The organism is Ideonella sp. FW305-24 (assembly GCF_058788035.1).
In genome coordinates this window covers 366,887-385,488 of the sequence record NZ_JBYTAI010000003.1, presented here as the reverse complement: position 1 = coordinate 385,488, position 18,602 = coordinate 366,887, and the positions used below count along the sequence as shown (strand labels likewise).

The 18,602-nt window shown below is 67.9% G+C and carries 16 protein-coding genes; 4 read left to right on the top strand and 12 right to left on the bottom strand.

Going from position 1 to position 18,602, the window contains the following annotated elements; translation table 11 throughout:
• Positions 1–126 precede the first annotated feature (126 nt).
• The 9 genes from AC3WR5_RS10700 to AC3WR5_RS10660 form a co-directional block, all read right to left on the bottom strand.
• A complete protein-coding gene (locus AC3WR5_RS10700; protein ID WP_492484220.1) occupies positions 127–1,071 on the bottom strand; it encodes a sugar kinase in 945 nt (314 codons plus the stop codon).
• Positions 1,068–2,606: a UxaA family hydrolase gene (locus AC3WR5_RS10695; RefSeq protein WP_492484218.1), complete on the bottom strand. Its 1,539-nt coding sequence runs from the start codon at positions 2,604–2,606 to the stop codon at positions 1,068–1,070. The genes AC3WR5_RS10700 and AC3WR5_RS10695 overlap by 4 nt, the downstream gene beginning before the upstream one ends.
• A gap of 39 nt (positions 2,607–2,645) precedes the next feature.
• A complete protein-coding gene (locus AC3WR5_RS10690; protein WP_492484216.1) occupies positions 2,646–3,803 on the bottom strand; it encodes a mannitol dehydrogenase family protein in 1,158 nt (385 codons plus the stop codon).
• Between the two features lie 10 nt (positions 3,804–3,813).
• On the bottom strand, positions 3,814–4,824 hold the full coding sequence (locus AC3WR5_RS10685) for a zinc-binding alcohol dehydrogenase family protein (RefSeq protein ID WP_492484214.1): 1,011 nt from the start codon (positions 4,822–4,824) through the stop codon (positions 3,814–3,816).
• An 8-nt stretch (positions 4,825–4,832) separates the two neighbouring features.
• Positions 4,833–5,669, bottom strand: coding sequence for an amidohydrolase family protein (locus tag AC3WR5_RS10680; RefSeq protein WP_492484213.1), 837 nt, complete (start codon positions 5,667–5,669; stop codon positions 4,833–4,835).
• Positions 5,666–6,682: an aldo/keto reductase gene (locus AC3WR5_RS10675; protein ID WP_492484589.1), complete on the bottom strand. Its 1,017-nt coding sequence runs from the start codon at positions 6,680–6,682 to the stop codon at positions 5,666–5,668. The genes AC3WR5_RS10680 and AC3WR5_RS10675 overlap by 4 nt, the downstream gene beginning before the upstream one ends.
• A 48-nt stretch (positions 6,683–6,730) precedes the next feature.
• Positions 6,731–7,672, bottom strand: coding sequence for an ABC transporter substrate-binding protein (locus AC3WR5_RS10670; protein ID WP_492484211.1), 942 nt, complete (start codon positions 7,670–7,672; stop codon positions 6,731–6,733).
• 63 nt (positions 7,673–7,735) lie between these two features.
• Positions 7,736–8,719, bottom strand: coding sequence for an ABC transporter permease (locus AC3WR5_RS10665; protein ID WP_492484209.1), 984 nt, complete (start codon positions 8,717–8,719; stop codon positions 7,736–7,738).
• A complete protein-coding gene (locus tag AC3WR5_RS10660; protein ID WP_492484207.1) occupies positions 8,716–10,275 on the bottom strand; it encodes a sugar ABC transporter ATP-binding protein in 1,560 nt (519 codons plus the stop codon). Before AC3WR5_RS10660 ends, AC3WR5_RS10665 begins: the two co-directional genes overlap by 4 nt.
• Positions 10,276–10,473: 198 nt before the next feature.
• Here AC3WR5_RS10660 and AC3WR5_RS10655 point away from each other — a divergent pair, with 198 nt between their 5' ends.
• Entirely contained in the window at positions 10,474–11,223 is a 750-nt protein-coding gene (locus AC3WR5_RS10655; protein ID WP_141287651.1) for a FadR/GntR family transcriptional regulator, read from the top strand.
• 883 nt (positions 11,224–12,106) lie between these two features.
• Here the strand turns inward: AC3WR5_RS10655 and AC3WR5_RS10650 are convergent.
• Positions 12,107–14,035: a hypothetical protein gene (locus AC3WR5_RS10650; protein WP_492484205.1), complete on the bottom strand. Its 1,929-nt coding sequence runs from the start codon at positions 14,033–14,035 to the stop codon at positions 12,107–12,109.
• Between the two features lie 583 nt (positions 14,036–14,618).
• On the opposite strand from AC3WR5_RS10650, the gene AC3WR5_RS10645 reads away from it, so the two are divergent.
• On the top strand, positions 14,619–14,912 hold the full coding sequence (locus AC3WR5_RS10645) for a hypothetical protein (protein WP_492484203.1): 294 nt from the start codon (positions 14,619–14,621) through the stop codon (positions 14,910–14,912).
• A 138-nt stretch (positions 14,913–15,050) separates the two neighbouring features.
• Here AC3WR5_RS10645 and AC3WR5_RS10640 read toward each other — a convergent pair whose 3' ends face one another.
• Positions 15,051–15,194 carry a hypothetical protein gene (locus AC3WR5_RS10640; RefSeq protein WP_492484201.1) on the bottom strand — a complete coding sequence of 48 codons (144 nt, stop codon included), beginning with the start codon at positions 15,192–15,194 and terminating at the stop codon, positions 15,051–15,053.
• 720 nt (positions 15,195–15,914) lie between these two features.
• Here AC3WR5_RS10640 and radC point away from each other — a divergent pair.
• Positions 15,915–16,445 (top strand): RadC family protein, encoded by a 531-nt coding sequence (gene radC, locus AC3WR5_RS10635; protein WP_492484199.1) that lies wholly within the window; start codon positions 15,915–15,917, stop codon positions 16,443–16,445.
• Between the two features lie 253 nt (positions 16,446–16,698).
• Here the strand turns inward: radC and AC3WR5_RS10630 are convergent, their stop codons facing one another.
• Complete coding sequence (locus AC3WR5_RS10630; protein ID WP_492484197.1) at positions 16,699–17,070, bottom strand: VapC50 family PIN domain-containing toxin; 372 nt, start codon at positions 17,068–17,070, stop codon at positions 16,699–16,701.
• Positions 17,071–18,111: 1,041 nt separating this feature from the next.
• Here AC3WR5_RS10630 and AC3WR5_RS10625 point away from each other — a divergent pair.
• The gene (locus AC3WR5_RS10625) at positions 18,112–18,585 is read left to right on the top strand and encodes a single-stranded DNA-binding protein (protein WP_492484195.1); all 474 of its coding nucleotides are present in this window, start codon (positions 18,112–18,114) and stop codon (positions 18,583–18,585) included.
• The last annotated feature ends 17 nt before the right edge of the window (positions 18,586–18,602 follow it).

Here is an 18,602-nt window from a genome sequence, read left to right as displayed (position 1 = left end):
GGCCTGCGCGGCAAAGCGCCGAACGGCCCCGAAGAGCAGGCCGAGCGATCAACCCGCTTCTTCCACAGCACTGAGGCGCTCCTGATGCGTTTCAGGAAAGGCCAAAGGCCCGCAGTGGCCGCATGGTCAAACCTGCAACTGCGCTCTCGAGGGCAGGCCGTCGCAGTCGCCCGGGAATTGAACGACGCGCGCCCCGATGGCGCAGCCGCGTTGCGCCGCCGCTTCCAGCGGCAGTCCTTCGAGTAGCGCGCTGACGACGCCGACCGCGAAGCCATCGCCTGCGCCCACGGTATCGACCACTCGCTTCACCTGCACGCCTGGGACGTGTGCGCGAAGTCCCTGCTGGTTGGCGCAATAGGCGCCATCCGGGCCGAGCTTGACCACGACGGCCCCTGCGCCCAGTGCCAGGTAGAAATCGGCGATGTCGTCGGGCTGCGTTCGGCCTGTCAGCAGGCGCCCTTCCGCCAGGCCAGGCAGCACCAGGTCACTGATGGCCGCGAACCCGTTGATGGACAGGATCATCTGCTCGCGGTCGGGCCACAGGTGTGGGCGCAGGTTCGGGTCGAACGAGAGGCTGCTGCCTTGCTCGCGCGCGCGTTGCACGAGCCTGTGCGCCAGCTCGCCGCAGCCAGGCGACAGTGCGGGAAGGATGCCCGTCAGGTGCAGGTGGCGTGCCCGGGTGCTGTCCAGGCGGGCGAGATCCCCCGCCTGCATGCGGCTGGCCGCAGAACCGCGGCGGAAGTACTCGATCTGCGGATCGGTGCCGTCCGCTTCGAGCGACTTCAGCATGAAGCCGTTGGAACTGCCTTGATCGACGCTCGCGAAGTCCGCGACGATGCCTTCGCGCTGAAGGACTTCGCCGAGGAATCGACCGAAGGCATCGTCGCCCAGCCGGGTCAGGTAGCCGACGCGCAGGCCCAGGCGCGCCAGGCCGATCGCAACATTCAACTCCGCCCCGGCGCTGAACCGGCGGAATCGCTCGACGGCATGCAGGCCGCCTGTCTCCTCTGCCGCGAGCAAGACCAGGGCCTCGCCAGCGGTCAGGACGTCCAACGCTGCGCTGGCGCTCACATCACGGCTCCGAGTTGCCAGGGCACGAATTCGTTGTTGCCAAGGTCGTGCTGCTCGCTCAGCGTGCGCTGTCCCGAAGCCGTGGCCAGCATGAGCTGGAACAGGCGCTCACCTGCCTGAGCGACATCCAGCGTGCCATCGACGATCTCGCCGGCATTGAAGTCCATGTCCATGCGCATGCGCTCGAACATCGCGCTGTTGGTGGCCAGCTTGATGGATGGCGTGGGCTTGCAGCCGTAGGTGGAGCCGCGGCCCGTGGTGAAGCAGATCAGGTTGGCGCCGCCGGCGACCTGGCCGGTGGCCGAAACCGGGTCGTAGCCGGGCGTGTCCATGAACACCAGCCCGTGCGCGGTGACCGGCTCGGCGTACTCGACCACGTCCATCAGCCCGGTGTTGCCGCCCTTGGCGACGGCGCCGAGCGACTTCTCGAGGATGGTGGTGATGCCGCCCGCCTTGTTGCCGGGCGACGGGTTGTTGTTCATGTCGCCGCCGTTCTTGCCCGTGTAATCCTCCCACCACCGCAGCCGGGCCATCAGGCGTTCGGCGATCTCGGGCCGCGCGGCGCGCGCCGTCAACAGGTGCTCGGCGCCGTAGATCTCGGGTGTCTCCGACAGGATCGCGGTGCCGCCATGGCGCACGAGCAGGTCGACTGCAGCGCCGAGCGCGGGGTTGGCGCTGATGCCCGAATAGCCGTCCGAGCCGCCACACTGCAGGCCGACGACAAGCCGGCTCGCGGGCAGCGTCGTGCGGCGGGCGGTGGCCGCGAGATCCAGCATCTCCCGCACGATGGCCTCGCCCTTGGCGATGGCTTCGCGGGTGCCGCCTGCGTCCTGGATGGTCATCGTGCGCAGCCGTCCGGGAATCGCCGCGAGCCGCGGGTCGACCAGGCCGTCGACCTGGTTCACCTCGCAGCCCAGCCCGATGATGAGCACGGCCGCGAAGTTGGCATGGGCTGCGTAGCCGCGCAGCGTGCGCTGCAGCAACTCGATGCCCTCGCCGCGTCCGCTCATGCCGCAGCCGCCGCCGTGGGTGATCGCGACGACGCCGTCCACGCCCGGCCACTCGGCCATCGCGGCGCCCTCGAACGCCTTCTCGATGGCCTTGCACACCGTCGCGGAGCAATTGACGCTGGACACCACGCCGACAAAGTTGCGCGTGCCGACACTGCCGTCTGCGCGCAGGTAGCCCTCGAAGGTGGCGGGCACCTCCGCGGGCCGGGTCGGCACGTAGGCATGGCCGACGCCGTGCAGCGGATGGGAGTCGCCCATGTCCAGGTTGTGCACGTGCACGTGCTCGCCGGCGGCGATGGGCGCGGTGGCCGTGCCGATGACCTGGCCGTACTTGCGCACCACGGCGCCCGCTGCGATGTCAGCGAGCGCGATCTTGTGGCCCGCGGGAATCTCGTTGCGAGCCACCAGCGCGCCGCCGCGCGGAACCGCGATCACCGCGCCCGCCAACAGCACGGCGCGGGCCACGGCGACGTTGTCATCCGGATGCAGTACCAGCACGGCCGGCGCCTGGGTCTCAGTCGACATGGCACACCTCCGCCCCGCCGGGCACCTTTTCCATTCGTTTCATGACGGATCCTGATGGGTTGGGCCTGACGACGCGATGGCGCCGATCAGCCAGGGTTGGGCGAGCGCCGGCGCGTGCTCGCGGGCCGCCGCGACCACGGGCGCCAGGCGGCGCGCCTTCTTTTGGTCATGGTTGCCGGCGATGTCGGCCAGGCGATGTGCAAGAAACGGGTTGAGCAGCCGCTCGCGAACCTCGTCCCGATAGGCGCGCGCGGCCCCGCCTTGACCCAGGGCGTCGAACACCGGCAGCACCTCGTCGGTCCACACGCCCTCCAGCGTCAGACGCCACGCGGCGACATGCATGGCCTCCAGCACCGTGCGTCCGGCCGGCTGGCCCTCGCGCAGCCAAAGCTCCGCGAGCACCGTGTGCGCCAGGTTGAGGAGCCAGAGCTTGAGCCGCTCGAACGGGTCGAGCGCATCGGTCGTGACGATGGCTGGATGGCTGCAGGGAACGATCAGCCCGGCGGTTCGCTCGATCGCCCACAGTGCATAGGGCTCCGCGATCGCCCCGGCCGGCTCCAGCGGCGCCGACACGATCCGGTCGACCAGCGAGTTGCCCCAGACCAGATGACCGCGCAGCCAGTCCTCGAACGCCGCCGGCAGTTGCCAGGCCCTGGCAAGGCCGGCGACCAGTTCGCGCAGGCGGTCGCCGTTGCGCGACACCAGTTCGCATGGCAGCAGGCTGAGGGCAGCCTCCGGTTGCGCCTGCCAGCGGTCGTGCAGCAGCACCAGCAGTTTGGCGGGAAACGCCTGCGGCGCGGCGGCGTCGGGCGCGGCAAGGCCGGGGCCGTCCGCGTCGGCGAGTTGCCAGCCCGCGTCGCCGGTGTTCGAGACCACGACCTGCACCTCACCTTCGGCCAACTCGCGGCGCACCCGGTTCCACTGCGTGGTGGTGCTCAGCGCCGCCCTCACGGCGTGGCAATGGCACAACTCATCGACTTCCCGCCCGTGCATCAGGCCCTGCAGCCGCACCGGGTAAGCGCGGCCCTCGGCCAGCGCCGCGACGCGCGCCGCGCCCTGCGCACTGCCCGTCGTTTGCACGACGGTGATGCCGCCTAGCGCCTCGCCCGCGTCCAGCGCCTGCGACACGAACAGGTCGACATGCGCCTGCAGAAAGCGGCTGGTGCCGAACTGGAGAATGGGATGGCCGAGCGGCATCGTCAGGCGCTCAGCATTCGACGATGGCCTTGATGACGCCCTCGGCCGGATCGAGCAGGCGCTCGAAGCCGGCAGCGAGGTTCGCCAGCGCCAGCCGATGCGTGGCCAGTGCCGCGTCGGGCACCTGGCCTGCGCGCATGGCCGCGAGCACCGTCTCGAAATCCTCGGTCGTTGCGTTGCGGCTGCTCAGCAGCGTGGCCTCGCGCTTGTGGAATTCAGGGTCCGAAAAGGCGATGGCGCCCTGCACGATGGAGACCAGCACGTAGCGCCCGCCATGCGCGATGAAACGGAATCCGCGTTCCATGGCCTTGGCGTTGCCGGTGGCATCGAACACTGCATCGAAAAACTCGTTGTCGCTCAGCCGGGCCAGTTCTTCCGTGTCGCCGTCACCCACCGGCACCGCTGCGTCAACGCCCAGGTGCGTCGTCGCGAAGTCGAGGCGGTCGCGCCGCGTGTCCAGCGCCGTCACGCTGGCGCCGCGCAGCTTGGCGAACAGCATCACGGCCAGCCCGATGGGACCTGCGCCGGCCACCAGCACGCGCTGGCCGGCCACGATCTCGCCACGGCGCACCGCGTGCGCACCGATGGCCAGGAATTCGAGCATCGCCGCCTGGTCCAGGCTGACACCGGCCGCAGCGTGCACGAACCCGGCCGGCACGCACAGCAGCTCGGTCAGCGCGCCATCGCGGTGCACGCCGAGCACCCGGATGTCGGTGCAGCAATTGGTCTTGCCTTGCCGGCAGGCGATGCAGTGGCCGCAGGACAGGTAGGGCATCACATAGGCCGCATCGCCGACCTGCAGCGGGCTTGCCGGATCGGTCTCCTCGACGATGCCGGAGAACTCATGCCCCATCACCCGCGGATAGTTGAGGTAAGGCTGGTTGCCCGTGAAGATGTGCAGGTCGGTGCCGCAGATGCCGACTCGCTTGACGCGCAGCATCACCTCGCCGGGCTGGCGCTCGGGGCGCGGGCGGTCTTGGGCGACGAGGCGGCCAGGGGTTTCGCAGAGGACGGTGAGCATGAGGGGGTTCAGAGTCGGTAGAGGGCAGCGGCATTGCCGCCGAAAAGCGCAGCGCGGTCGGCGTCCGAGGGCGCAGGATCGACGGCGTCGATCAGCGCTTCGGCCATTGCGCGCCATGCGGTGTAGTCGCTTGCCAGCCGAAGCACCGGCCAGTCGCTGCCCCACAGCAGCCGATGCGGACCGAACAGCGTCCACACCGCCTGCACAAAGGGCTGCAACGCCTCGCGCCCGGCGCCCGGGGCGGCCTCGGTGAGCAGGCCGGAGAGCTTGCAATGCACGTGAGGCAGCGCGGCCAGGCGTGCCATGTCCGTGCGCCACGGCTCGAGCGTGCCGCGAGCGATGGACGGCTTGGCGGCGTGGTCGACGACGATGGCGAGCGTCGGATGGGCAGCGGCGAAGCTGTGCAGCGCCGCGAGGTGCCGAGGCATCACCAGCGCGTCGAACACCAGGCCGTGGCGTGCCATCGCGCCAGCCGCAGGCGCCAGCGCGGGGTCGGCAATCCAGTCGTCTTCTGGCAGGTCCTGCAGCATCGGGCGCAGGCCCTTGAGCAGCGGGTCCCTGGCGAGCGCATCGATGGTGTGGACCGCGTCGGCGGCCTTCAGGTCGGCCCAGCCGACCACGCCGCGCACGAAGTCGGTGTTGCGCGCGGTTTCGAGAAGAAAGGCGGTGTCTTGCGCGGTCGGCAGTGACTGCACCAGCACCGTCGCGTCGATGCCGTTCTCGCGCAGCAGCGGGGCGAGGTCCTGCGGCCCGAAATCACGGTGGATGGCGTGCAGTTCCGCCGGCGGCCAGGCGCTGGCGCGATCGGCCAGGCGCCAGAAGTGCTGATGCGCGTCGACCTTCATGCGGCGCTCCCGACGGGGCAGGGCGACTGCGGGTCGACAAGCCCGCGTTCGCGCAGCGCGTCCCACAAGGCCGTGGGGATGGCGCGTTCGAACCAGGCGACGTTCTGCCGCACCTGCGCGGCGCTGCGCATGCCGCAGAGCACCGCGGCGACGGCAGGATGCGCCAGCGGGAACTGCAGTGCGGCGGCCTCGAGCGGCACGTCGAATTCTGCGCAGGCTGTGCGCAGCGATGCCGCTCGGGAGAGCGCGGACGGCGGCGCGTCCACGTAGTCGAATTTCGCCTGCCCGGCCAGCAGGCCCGAATTGAATGGCCCGCCGACGATGATCGCGGTGCCGGCCTTCGCGCACTGGTCGAGAAAGCCCAGCGCGCCTTGCTCCAGCAAGGTATGGCGGCCTGCGAGCAGCGTGCAGTCCAGGTGGACTTCGCCCATTGCATCGCGCGCCACCGCAGACTCATTGACGCCGAGGCCGATGGCGGCCACCCGGCCCTCGGCGCGCAGTTCCTCCAGCGCGCGGAAGCCGCCGCCGCGGGTCAGCGCCTCCCAGTGCCTGTCGTGCCGGTCACCATGGGTCATGCGGCCAATGTCATGCACCAGCAGCATGTCGATGCGCGCGAGCCCCAAACGTTGCAGGCTGTCCTCGACCGATCGCAGGATCGCGTCGCGGCTGTAGTCGAAGACGGGACGGAATGGCAGCGGGTCTGCCCATCCATCGTCCAGCGGCGCGACGCCCGGGTCCGGCCGCATCAGGCGACCGACCTTGGTGCCCAGCACGAACGCCTCGCGCGGGCGTTCGGCCAGAAAGGCGCCGACCCGCCGCTCGCTTCGCGTGTAGCCGTAGAACGGCGCGGTGTCGAAGTAGCGCAGCCCGGCCTCCCAGGCCTCTGCCAGCGTTTCTTCGGCGTCGCGCGCGCTCACCGGCGTGTAGAGCCCAGCGAGGGCGGCGGTGCCCAGGCCGAGCGCGCTGAGAGCGAGGCGGCCGCCGGCGATGGGTCGAAGAGCGCTTGCTTGCATGGCGATGGCATCCGGCCCGGGCACGCGGCGCACGCCCGGACCTGCAGGTCAATAAAGGACGTTCTTTGCTTCGGGCTTGTCGACGTTGCCGCGGGTCACCAGCACCACGCCGGTGTCGCGGAACTTGGGCACCTGCTTGCCGGCGATCACGTCGGCCAGCGTCTTCACGCCGAGGTAGCCCATCTGGTACGAGCTCTGCACGGCGGTGGCCTGGAGCGTGCCGTCGCGCACGAACTTCTGCAGGTCCTCGTTGCCGTCGAAGCCGATGGCGACGACTTTGCCGGACTTGCCGCTTTGCACCAGCGCGCGGCCCATGCCGACGGCGGTGGGCTCGTTGGCGCCGAAGATGCCCTTGAGGTCCGCATTGGAGGCCAGCACGTCTGTCGTCTGGTTGAGTGCGGTCGCCATCTGCGACTGGGAGTAGAACGGGCCGACGACCTGCAGCTTGGAATGCGCCTGGAGGTATTCCTTGAAGCCGCCGACGCGGCCGATCTCGGAGCCGGCACCTGCGACGTAGGACATGATGGCGACCTTGCCCGTGGTGCCGACCTTGGCGATCATTTCCTTGGCGCACATTTCGCCGGCAGCCTTGTTGTCGGTGGCCAGGAAGGACTGGTAGTAGGCCTTGCCGGCATCCGACACCATCGAGTCGATCAAGACCACCGGGATCTTGGCTTCCCAGGCCTTCTTGAGTGCGGGGACCAGTGCGTCAGGGTCGGAGGCGGCGAGCAGGATGCCGGCGACCTTGCGGTTGACGGCGTTCTCGACCAGGTTCACCTCGTCGGCCACGGCCGATTCGGAGGCCGGACCTGAAAAGGTCATGGTGTGGCCCTTGCCCTCCTTGATGGCAGCCTCAGCGCCCTTGTTGACGTTCTGCCAGAAGTTGGAGTTGGTGGTCTTGACGATCACGGCGATCTCGCCGGCGCAAGCGCCAATGGATGCGAGCGCGAGCGAGCTGAGCAGCAGCAAGCGGGGAAGTCTGCGGTTCATGGTTTGTCTCCTGTCGATGTTGTGGTGGGGCGGTTCGAGAAGGCCTTGCGGCCGGGGACAACGTCATCGGCGATTGCGCATCTGGTCGATCCAGACGGTCAGAAGAATGACCAGGCCGATGATGATTTGCTGGGTGAACGCCGAGACGCCGTTCATGTTCAAGCCGTTGCGCAGGATGCCGATGACAAACGAGCCGATCATGGTTCCGGAGATCGTGCCGACCCCGCCGATCAGCGAGGTGCCGCCAATCACCGCGCTGGCGATCGCGTCGAGCTCGTACATCACGCCCTCGTTGGGCTGCGCGGTGACCAGGCGTGACATCAGGACGCAGCCGGTGAGGCCGGCGAGCGCGCCGGACACCACATAGGCGAACATCACGACCCGCCCGACGTTGACGCCCGACAGCCGCGCGGCCTCCGCGTTGGAGCCCACCGCGTGGATGTGGCGGCCCAGCGTGGTGCGGGTCAGCAGGATGCTGGCGATCACCGCCAGCACGATCATCAGCAGCACGGGATAAGGGATGCCGGGGAAAACCACGTCCGGAAAGCCTCGTGCGTCGAGCTTCACCACGCGCCACAGCGAGCCGTTGCCGAGCTCGCCGAAGGCCTCGCCCAGGCCCGAGATGGCGCGCGCACCGGTGATCTGCAGCGCGACGCCGCGCGCCACGAGCATCATCCCCAGCGTCGCGATGAACGGCGGCAGCTTCAGCCGCGTCACCAGCAGCCCGTTGATCGCGCCGCACAGTGCGCCCACCGCGATGCCCAGCGTCATGCCCAGCGGCACCGACATCCCGGCCTTCACGGCAAGCGCTGCGACGACGCCCGACAACGCCAGGATCGAGCCCACCGACAGGTCGATGCCGCCAGTCAGGATCACGTAGGTTGCGCCGATGCCGAGATAGACGATGGAGGTGACCTGCAGCGCGACAGTCATGCCGTTGCCGAGCGTGAAGAACGAGTTGCTCGTGGTGGAGAACACGATCACGAGCACCAGCAGGCCCGCCAGCGCTGCAAATTTCTGGATGAGATCCTTCTGTCTGTCGTTCATGGTGCAGTGGTCTGGAGCGTGGGAGCGTGCGCCGCCGTTGCCGGCGAACGCACGGAGGCGTGGTGCATGATTTCTTCCTGGCTGGTGGTGCGCGTCTCCAGGATCTTGGTCAGCGAGCCTTCATGGAAGACGCAGACCCGGTCGGTGAGCCCGAGGATCTCCGGCAGCTCCGAGCTGATCAGCACCACGCCGATGCCGTCGGCAGCGAGCTTGTCCATGAGTTCGTAGATCGCGTACTTGGCGCCCACGTCGATGCCGCGCGTGGGTTCGTCGAAGAAGATCACGCGGGAGTCGCGGAACAGCCATTTCGCGATGACCACCTTCTGCTGGTTGCCCCCGGAGAGCAACCTGGCGACCTGGTCGGCCGACGGCGTGCGGATGCCCAGCGCTTCGATGTAGCGCCGCGCCGCAGCCGTCTCGTCGGCGAAGCGGATGAAGCCAAGGTTGTCGGAGACGGCCCGCATGTTGGCCAGCGTGACGTTCTGGGCGACCGTCATCTTCACCGCCAGCCCGTGCGCCTTGCGGTCTTCTGACAGGTAGGCGATGCCATGGCGGATCGCGTCAATGGGCGAGCGGATGTCCAGCTTGCGGCCGTGCAGCAGCACCTCTCCGGCATCGACCGGGTCGGCGCCGAATACCGCGCGAGCGACCTCCGTGCGCCCGGCGCCGATCAGTCCGGCAAAGCCCAGGATCTCGCCGCGTCGCAGCTCGAAGTCGATGGGGCCGAACGCGCCCTTGCGGCGCAAGCCGCGCACCGCCAGCACGGTCTCGCCGCCGCGTTGGCGTGTAGGCGCCGGAAACTTGTCGTCGAGGGCGCGGCCCACCATCAGCGAGACGATCTCGTCGATGCACGTGGCTGCCAGGTCCATGGTCGCCACGTAGCGACCGTCGCGCAGCACCGTGACGCGGTCGACGATCTCGGCCATCTCGTCCAGCCGGTGCGAGATGTAGACGATGCCGACGCCAGCGCGCTTGAGTTCGTGGATCACCTTGAACAGCTGCGCGGTCTCGGTGTCCGTGAGCGAGGAGGTCGGCTCGTCCATGATCAGCAGCTCGGCGTTCATGGACAGCGCCTTGGCGATCTCGACCATCTGCTGCTGGGCGACCGACAGGCCTGCCACCGGCGCATCGGGCCGGATCGCGACGCCCAGCCGGTCGAGGCAGGCCTGCGCGCCGGCGCGTTGCCGGGCACGGTCGACAAACGGTCCCCGCCGCGGTTCGCGTCCCAGGAAGATGTTTTCCGCCACATCCAGGTGCGGCACCAGGTTCAACTCCTGGTGGATCATCACGATGCCCTTGGCCTGCGCTGCCTGTGGGGAGCCGAAGCGCATCTCCTCGCCTTCGAAGCGCAACTGGCCTTCGTCGGGCGCATACATGCCGCTGATGACCTTCATCAGCGTCGACTTGCCGGCACCGTTCTCGCCGCAGACGGCGTGCACTTCGCCGCGCCGGACGTCGAAGCTGACGCCGGCGAGCGCGGTGACGTTGAGGAAGCGCTTTGTCACGCCGCTCAGTTGGAGCAGCGGCGGCGGCACGGACGAACCAGGGGAAGACATCAGCGAGGTCAGGAAAAATCGAAGGCTTGAGAATTGGTAAAGCCAATTTGCCACAAAAACGAATTGGACTGACCAGTAAAAACCCCATCCTGGCCCCGCTGTGCCGTGAGCGAGACTGGCGTAGGCGCGTCGTGCCTGCGCCCGGGTGGCGGCGCTTCCCGCCGCTGGTCAGGCCAATTCCTCTCACAAGCTTTCCGAATGCCTTCCTCTTCCCGTACCGTCGATGCGCGCAGGTCGTACCAGCAGGTGGCCGACCGGATCCGCGCCGTCATCCAGGACGGCGCGTTCAGCGTCGGTTCGCGGCTGCCGCCGGAGCGCGAGCTCGCGCTGCAGCTGGGCGTCTCGCGGCCGTCTCTCCGCGAGGCCCTGATCGCGCTCGAAATCGACGGTCGTGTCGAGATCCGCATGGGCTCGGGCGTCTATGTTTGCGCGCCGCCTGCCACCATCGAGCACGGCACGCCGGCACTCGGCGAAAGTGCCATCGAGCTGATGCAGGCGCGCGCCGCGCTCGAAGGCGCCGTGATCACGCTGGCCGCGGCTCGCGCCACGCGTGCCGGTCTCGACCGTGTTGCGGAGAGCCTGCGGGCGATGCGACGCGAGCACGCGCGCGGGCGCACGCCGGTCGACGCAGACCGGCGCTTTCATCTGAGCATCGCCGAGATGGGTGGCAACTCGGTGCTGGTGCGGCTGGTCGGCGAGTTGTTCGACGGCCGCCACAGCCCGATCTCGTCGCACATGCGCGGACGGTCCGAGAACGTGCACACCTGGACCACCGCGCTCCAGGAACACGAAGCCGTGTACCACGCGTTGGAGGCGCGCGACCCCCAGGCGGCCGCCGCTGCAATGTTCACGCATTTGCGAGCGTCGCAAGAGCGCTGGCTCGCCGAGCCCTCCGCGGCGCACGAACCCACGCCGCTGATGAACGTTCCCGACAAGGATTCAGCGTGATGCGCGAGGGCCAGGGCGCCGGCCGGAAAAGTTGATACGAATGGTGAGCCGATCGCGAGCGTCTTGGGAGGCTGCGCGATCCAGTGGCACATCACGGAATCTTGTGAGACGACGAGTGCGCCAAGGTGCAGGCCTACCGAGCCAGCGCCGAAGAGCGCACGATGTCGACCATGTGCACGACGGGCAGCCAACCGGGCCATCGGCAGCTGGAATTGCTGCAGAATGTCGCTGTCCAGGCTGCGCCGCTTCTTCAAATTGAGGCGCCTGAATCACCCGATAGATCCAAAGCCTCAGTGATCGAAAGGGGCCAGCTCGGCGGTCGGCGGATGGGCACGGAGACGCCTGATCGCGTGACTGTGGTGCCTACGTCGGCGCTCTCCTGGAAGGCAAGCTGACCATGCCATTGCCATGGCGGCACTGAGGGCTCAACCGATCGGCGGCCGCCCTGTCCGCCGATCTGAACGCCTTTCTGCGGTTGGTCGGGCATGTGCCTGGAGAGCAGTTCGAACCCTAGCGCGCCAGCCTTCGGTCGTTGACCGCCGACGTTCGACACCGCATGGCCATCGCCGCCCGCCGCCTGATCGCCGAACTGAAGCCAGCTTGGAGGTCGAGATGACGACAGGTCAGCATTCGTGGACGTGATGCGGCGACGTGCAGGGCGGGCGGGTGGGCGGTTTAAGCCCTCGCATGCGGCGTTGTCTGGCGAGCACCCCTCGTGCAACATCGAGCGAACTGGCTTGGCTTGAGAGATCCGGGTCAGCCAGCCCGGCCAGCGGTGGTGGCCGCCCCTCACGGTAGCTGTGCCCGAGCTCGACGGACAGGTCATCGGCCAATGCTGGCATGCCGGCGGGGCGCGCTCAGCGCGCTTGAGAGGGCCGGGTTTTCAGGGCTGACCTGCGGCCGGCACGGCGTTCACGGTCGGGACCCAGTCGGAGGCCCAGATCTCAAAGGGCTTGTCGGGCGTGGACAGCCACAGCGACGGGTACAGGTGCGCGCCGGCGGGCAGCTTGGTGACCTGCGGCAGCCCCTTGGAGATGTGGCGCGTCTCGCCCGGCTGCAGCGTGACCAGTGTTTGCGCCTGGCCACCGTCGCCCGGCACGGCGAAGCTGGTGTTGTTGTTCGGGGACCCGGTGGGCAGCACGTTGTCCGAGGTCCAGAACGCCAGGGTGCGCGCCGTCGTGCCGGTGTTGCGCAAGTCGAAGCCGTAGCTGCATTTGCTGCCTGCAGGCAGTGCGTCGCTGTTGCTGCAGGCGGTGATGTTGGCGATCACTATGTGCTTGGGCGGCACCGTGAAGTTCACCGCCGCCGGGGCGGCCTTGCCGTCGTAATCGAACGCGGCCGAGTAGCCGATGTCGAAGCCCGGAATGCCCATGGCCCAGAACTGGTAACGGCCGGCCGGCGCGCGGCGCATGTCCATGGTGAAGTTGCCGTCCAACCCGACCTGCACGCTCTTCAAGTAGCCGGTGCACAGCGCGTAGCCAGGGGCCATGCACAGGTAGAGGTTGACGTAAGGCGGTGCCGGATCGGTGACCGGCTGGCCGGTTTCCGCGTTCAGCAGCGACCCGCGGAAGCTGAGCTGGGGCGCCGGAGCGGCGGCCTGCGCGCTCTGCCTGGTCTGGCGGCTGGCCTGCATGCGCAAGGCCTGGCCTTGCGTGCGCTGGGCGAACTGCGCCTCCGTCATGCCGGTGGCGCCCTCGGGCGTCACGGTGAAGCCGAAGAAGAGCTGGCCCAGCGTGGCCAGCGGCTTGCCGGCCTTGCTCACATACACCGTGCCTTGGCTCAGGATGCCGGTAGGCGCGCCGGCGATGGGCAGCAACTGCGTGACGGTGGTGGAGGCGCCAGGGGCCAGTTGCACGTGGGCCGGGGTGTAAAGCGCCGTGCCGCTCATGAAGGTCGCGGTGCCATAGGGGCCGCCGCTCATGTTGGCACTGACCATGGTCCACACGTCCGCGTCGATCGTGTTGGCCGTGATGTTGGTGAGCGTGACGGTGTACTCGCAGTCACCGCCGTCGGTGGCCCGGGTGCAGTTGGTCGGTGAAGTCACGCTCACCGGCGCCAGCTTGGCCTTCAGCGCCTCCTTGAACACGGTGTCCGGCCCGTCGTAGTGGAATGGCGTGCCGTAGGTGGTGACGTAGCCGGTCGGCGAGGTGCTGAGCTGGTAGTAGCCGGTGTCAATGCCGGACAGCGACAGCGCGAAACTGCCGTCGGCGGCCACGGGCAGCGTCATCAACTCGGTCTGGCAGATGTCGTAGCCTGGACCGTCGCAGTGGCGCAGCGTGACGGGACCGACGCCCACGGGCAGCGGGAGGCCGGTCACCGCATCCTTCACCGTGCCGGTGACGTAAGGCGGTTGCGGCTTGACCACCTTCAGCGAATAAGTGCCCAGCTCGCTGGTGTTGCCAGTGAACGAGAAGTCGGGAAAGCCCGCCGCGGCGAAGATGACGGTGCCATCGGCCGGTACCCTGAACAGCGCACGCGAGTCCATGTCCGGCCCCGCATAGTCGTTCTGGCTGATCTGCTGGCAGCTGCTGTCGAACACGCCGACGATGCTGTCTGCCAGCGTGCCGCCGCCACCCAGCGCCGCCGAAAGATTGACCTGCAGCAGCTTGCCTGGTGCCGCGGTCACGCGGAAGAAGTCCACATCGCCGGCGACGATCTCTCCGCTCACCGACACGCCGGGCGCGGCTCCGATGGATTGCGCGGCGGCGCAGCGATTGTTGGGTTCGATCTCGGCCACCTTGGCGTGGACCCAGGAACTGGAGGCGGCCAACGCCAGCGCAATGGCAGCGGGTCGCATGGAAGTTCTGTTCATGACCAAAAGACTCCGTGTGGGGATGCTCAGGCGTGTGTTGCCAAGGCACGATGTTGATTTGGAAGCCCGCCGCATTGCCCAAGGTCTTCGCCTGCCTGCCAAGCTGGCGAAGAACTCGACGCTGGCATGGGTGTCCGACGGCGCTGACCCAGGTTCTGCGGCGCGGCGCAGGTGTTTCTGTCGGTGTCGCCCTCGGGTCTGCAGCGTGTCAATGAGGTGTCAAGTGCGTGTCAGATCAGGATAGAGCGGGCTCAGGACGGTTGCAAGAAATTTCCAGGGAAATTCTGAGAATACCCCTAATGTGTCGCCGCTGCGCTCTCGGCACCAAGACCTTGGCCGGAAAGGTGCTCAAGGACCACCACGAAGCCTACGTCGGCTGGGCAGAGTTTGAGCGCGACCAGAAGCAGCTCGCCGCCAATGCCTACAGCCGAGCGGATGGTGGAAAAGTCAGGCCGTGGTCGGCAGGCCTTGCTCGCAGGCATGTTGTGCTGCGGCCGCTGCGGGCGATGGCTGACGGTGGCGTATGCCGGCCGGATTCCGCAGGCGGTCCTACCGCTGTGATTGGCCCAACTTCGCGCTCGCCATGCCGCGTTGCTTCATGTTCGGCGGTCGCCGCCCCGACGCAGCGATCACGCATGAGCTGTCGCGTGTTGCCGAGCCGCTCTCGATTGACGCAGCCCTGGAAGCGCAACGGAGGCCCACGGAATCTCAGGCCGATCAGCGACGCATCTGGGACCTCGAACTGCAGCAGGCACGCCATGAGGCCGGGCTTGCCGAGCGACGATATGCCGCGTGCGATCCAGACAACCGGCTGATTGCGGCACAGTTGGAGAAGAGCTGGCACTGCAACGCGTTCGCCAGTGGCGCTTCAAGGTGACCACCGACAGCCAGCACGCCAGCCAGGTCTTTCGGGACGTGCTGGCCGAGCACGGCATCACAGCCTCCATGAGCCGGCGGGGCAACTGCCTGGGACAACGCCCGCAGCGAGACGCTGGCCTATGTCAGCCCCGAAACCTCACTCAATGTTCTGCACCTGAACTTCGAGTTCGAAGCTAAGCGGTTGTCGTGCAATCATATTTTCTCGTTGCCGGCCCAAAAACCCCACGGAATACCCCACAAGTCTTGCATGCATCGCCTTGCGGGGCTTGTCGTGGGGCATGCGTGCAGCAACGTAACTGTAGCTCGTGAGGCATGGAGGGAGAGCGCATGGGACGCGCTACCGTCTCGACCGAGGGGATTCAGCTGCCCGTCATTGGTCGCGCAGGCTGGACAGGCACTCCGTCGCCGGCAGCGTGAGCAACACGGCTGTCGCTGGTCAGCTGCCTCGCTACCCGGCTTGCAACGTCTTCCTGCCACAGCGCTTGCGCATCGATTCGCCGGTCGGGGCGGTGCGATGGGACTGGTGAACGATCTGATCGACAGCGATGGTCGGGTCAGGAAAGAGTGCATGGCAGGCGTCAGTGGGGAACTGGCTGGTGATGAGCAACGCGCCCACACGTTGCCGGTGGTCCCCAGCCCGAGGCAGCGGCGCGTGCAGTGAGCGAGGGCCGGGCGTGTCCCCGCCATGCGGGGCCGCGCTCTCGCGCTGCGGGTCAAGCCGCGGTCTTGCGGCCACCGTCTTGTCCCTGACGGGCTTCCATCCCTCACGCAACTCTGCCAGGCCGGCTGCGCCGTCATTCTCTCCAAGGAGGTCGGTGGTGTGCAAAGGGTGCGGGTTGCTGTGTCGACCCATAGTGCCCCCACGTTCTCGCAGTCAAGGCCTTCGCGCTCGCCACGGCGAGTGCTTGCGCCCTTCGGTCGTCACTGAGCCTTGACAGCTGCGCTGCGTCGGGGCGCTCCGGGGTCGGGCAATCCCGCCCGACTCAGACTGGAGCTCGCCATGTCCTTGATCGCTCAGACTTCCGCTGCATCGTCCGCTCAGTTCGCGCTCCCATCGCTGCTGGTTCGCGAAGCCGATGGCCAGTACCGGGCCGCCCGTGCCGAGGAGGTGCTGCAGGAAGCGCGGCAGTTGCTGTCGCAATGGTTGCGCGGCGGGCCGCTGCTGTCGTCGCCTCGGGATGTGCGTGAGTACCTGTCGATGCAGATCGGGACGCTGGAACACGAGGTGTTCGCCGTCGTGTTCATGGACACGCAGCATCGCGTGCTGGCTTTCAAGGAAATGTTCCGTGGCTCGGTGAGCCAGACCTCGGTCTATCCGAGAGAAGTCGTCAAGGAAGCGCTGGCGCTGAATGCCGCGGCGGTGATCCTGGCCCACAACCATCCGTCCGGGGTCGCGGAGCCCAGCCGGGCCGACGAGGTGCTGACCGGCGCGTTGAAGGCGGCGCTGGCGCTGGTCGACGTGCGGGTGCTGGACCACCTGGTGGTCGCTGGCTCAGCGTCCGTCAGCTTCGCCGAGCGCGGGCTGTTGTAAGCCCGAAGGGCGGCGGACCTCGTCCGCCGCTGCATTCAACTTCGGCAGGCCAGCGCACAGCGGCTCGGCCGTCGTGCCAAGCCGCTGCTGTGCGGTGCATGCAGGCAGCTGAGCTGGCGCGCGTGAATATGGCGTGCGACATCCTGGGAAATGCGAGGTCGTACGTCGCGAAGGCAGCGCAGTGAAGTAAGCCTTCATCCAACGCCACCGACGCGTTTGGCCGATCTCGGGATGCATCGAAGCGATCTCGCCGTCACAGGCGCACCGTGCCCTGTTGCCAGGCGTTGTGCAGGGCCGCTGCCATGAGGGCTTGGCCGTCGGCGGCGAGTCGTTCCAGCAACTGTCGGGGTTCGGGCGCCGAGTGCAGCGTGGTTCGAAGGGCAGCGAAGGCAGAAGCAACGGCTTCTGGATCGCGTCGGAACTGATCCAGCAAGAAGGCGTCCGGGCGCTGGACGTCGATGCCGAGGGTGGCCAATTTGCGCACGCCAAAGTCGCGGATGTTCTTTGTGACAAGGCTGACGACCTGGGTGCCAGCATAGAAGTCACCTGCCAGGATGGCGCTGGCGCTGGCGCTGGCACTGGCACTGGCGCAGGTGGCGACATGGGTGTCCTTGGCGGAACGCATCGCTGGTGCGACGCTGGCGAATTGAGCCTGGACTCGCTGTGTCGGGACCTTAGCCTTCGGCAATGCTGCTCGCATGTGTTGTTCGTGGCGGCGTGCCGACGCGGCATCCGGCTTGCGGCCCGCATCGACGAGTGCACGAAATACTCGAATCTCTCGAAAAGGCGAGCAAGGTTGACTCCGGGCTGTAGAGGTGTGGTGGCGGACGATGTGGCCTTGAGCGTTGTTGTGGTGCTGGTGCCTGGTCTTGGGGGCTCGGGCGTGTCCCCGCAGCGCGGGGCCGGGCTGTTGCGCTGCGCGGCCAGCCGCTGTCAAAGGCCCAGCGTCTGGCCCCTGACGGGCCGCCATCCCTCACGCAACACGGTCAGGCCGGCGGTGCCGGCGGGGATGGCGACAGCGGCCCTTCCCGTGTCCGGGGCGCGCGGGCCCTGATTCCTTCCCGCTGCGCGTGAACGAGGCCCGCTTGGCGAACTGACCGGCTTGCAGGTCGTTGCGCTGCGCTCCACTCGGTGCGGCGCCGGCCAGATCGCCACCCCGGTCACCCGCCATGCCCGAAGCCGGGCCGCTGAATGCGGATTGCAGAGAGATGCTCGCAGCAGCTCGACCGCCGCGCCAGTCGCTCGCCTGCGGCTCCCTTGGTGGCACGTCGGCCGCAGAGGCGCCGCAACTCGTGAATGTTCGGTCGGCTTCGCTGCAACCGCCGCGCCAGACGAGCTGTCACGTCGGTCGCGACGCTGCGTCGCCCGTGGAGACGCAGGGGAGGGCAGCCCGTGCGCCAGTCGTCCCACCGCGCTCCCCCCAGCTGCGCCCCCGTCGATTTGCGAGGGGGACTTGTGGGGGGATCTTCGAGCGGTGGGCCGGGAAACCGGCGCACTGCGTCGGCTGCGGATTACACCACCCATCCCCCACCCCTTCCCGTGAGGGAAGGGGCCATGCCCACCCCCCGCCCGCCCGTGGGCGGGAGCGAGGAAGTCCGAGCGAGAGGATCAGTTTTGAGGAACACCAGGGCGGTGTCCGGCTGATCGTTCTTGCAAGGAGCCCCTCATGGCCAACGTTCAAGTCATCCAGCGTCACGCGCACCTGGCCGGTGCCGTCAAGCTCGAATTCGTCAACGGCCGCGACGGCCAGGTTGCCAAGGCGGTGCTGACCGCCATCAGCAACACCCGGCGCGCGAACCGCGATCCCGCCGGCACCCGCGAAGAAGAAGCCACCGCGATCCAGTGGACGCTGTGGGGTAAGCAGGCCGAGAACGCCGCCCAGTACCTGGGCAAAGGCTCGCACGTCAACATCGTCGGCCGCCTGCGCAACAACAACTTCGAGAAGGACGGCGAGACCGTCTATGGCATGGCGTTCACGGCCGAGGACATCGACTACCTCGACAGCCGTGCCGAGAGCGAAGCCCGCCGCAACGGTGGCGCCGAAGTCGAAGACGGTAAGGGCAGGGCCGAACGCCCCAGCACTGCGGCAACGAGCCGCAAGCCCCGCAGCACGCGCCAGCCGGCACACACCAGCGCCTGACCCAAAACCGGGTGGGC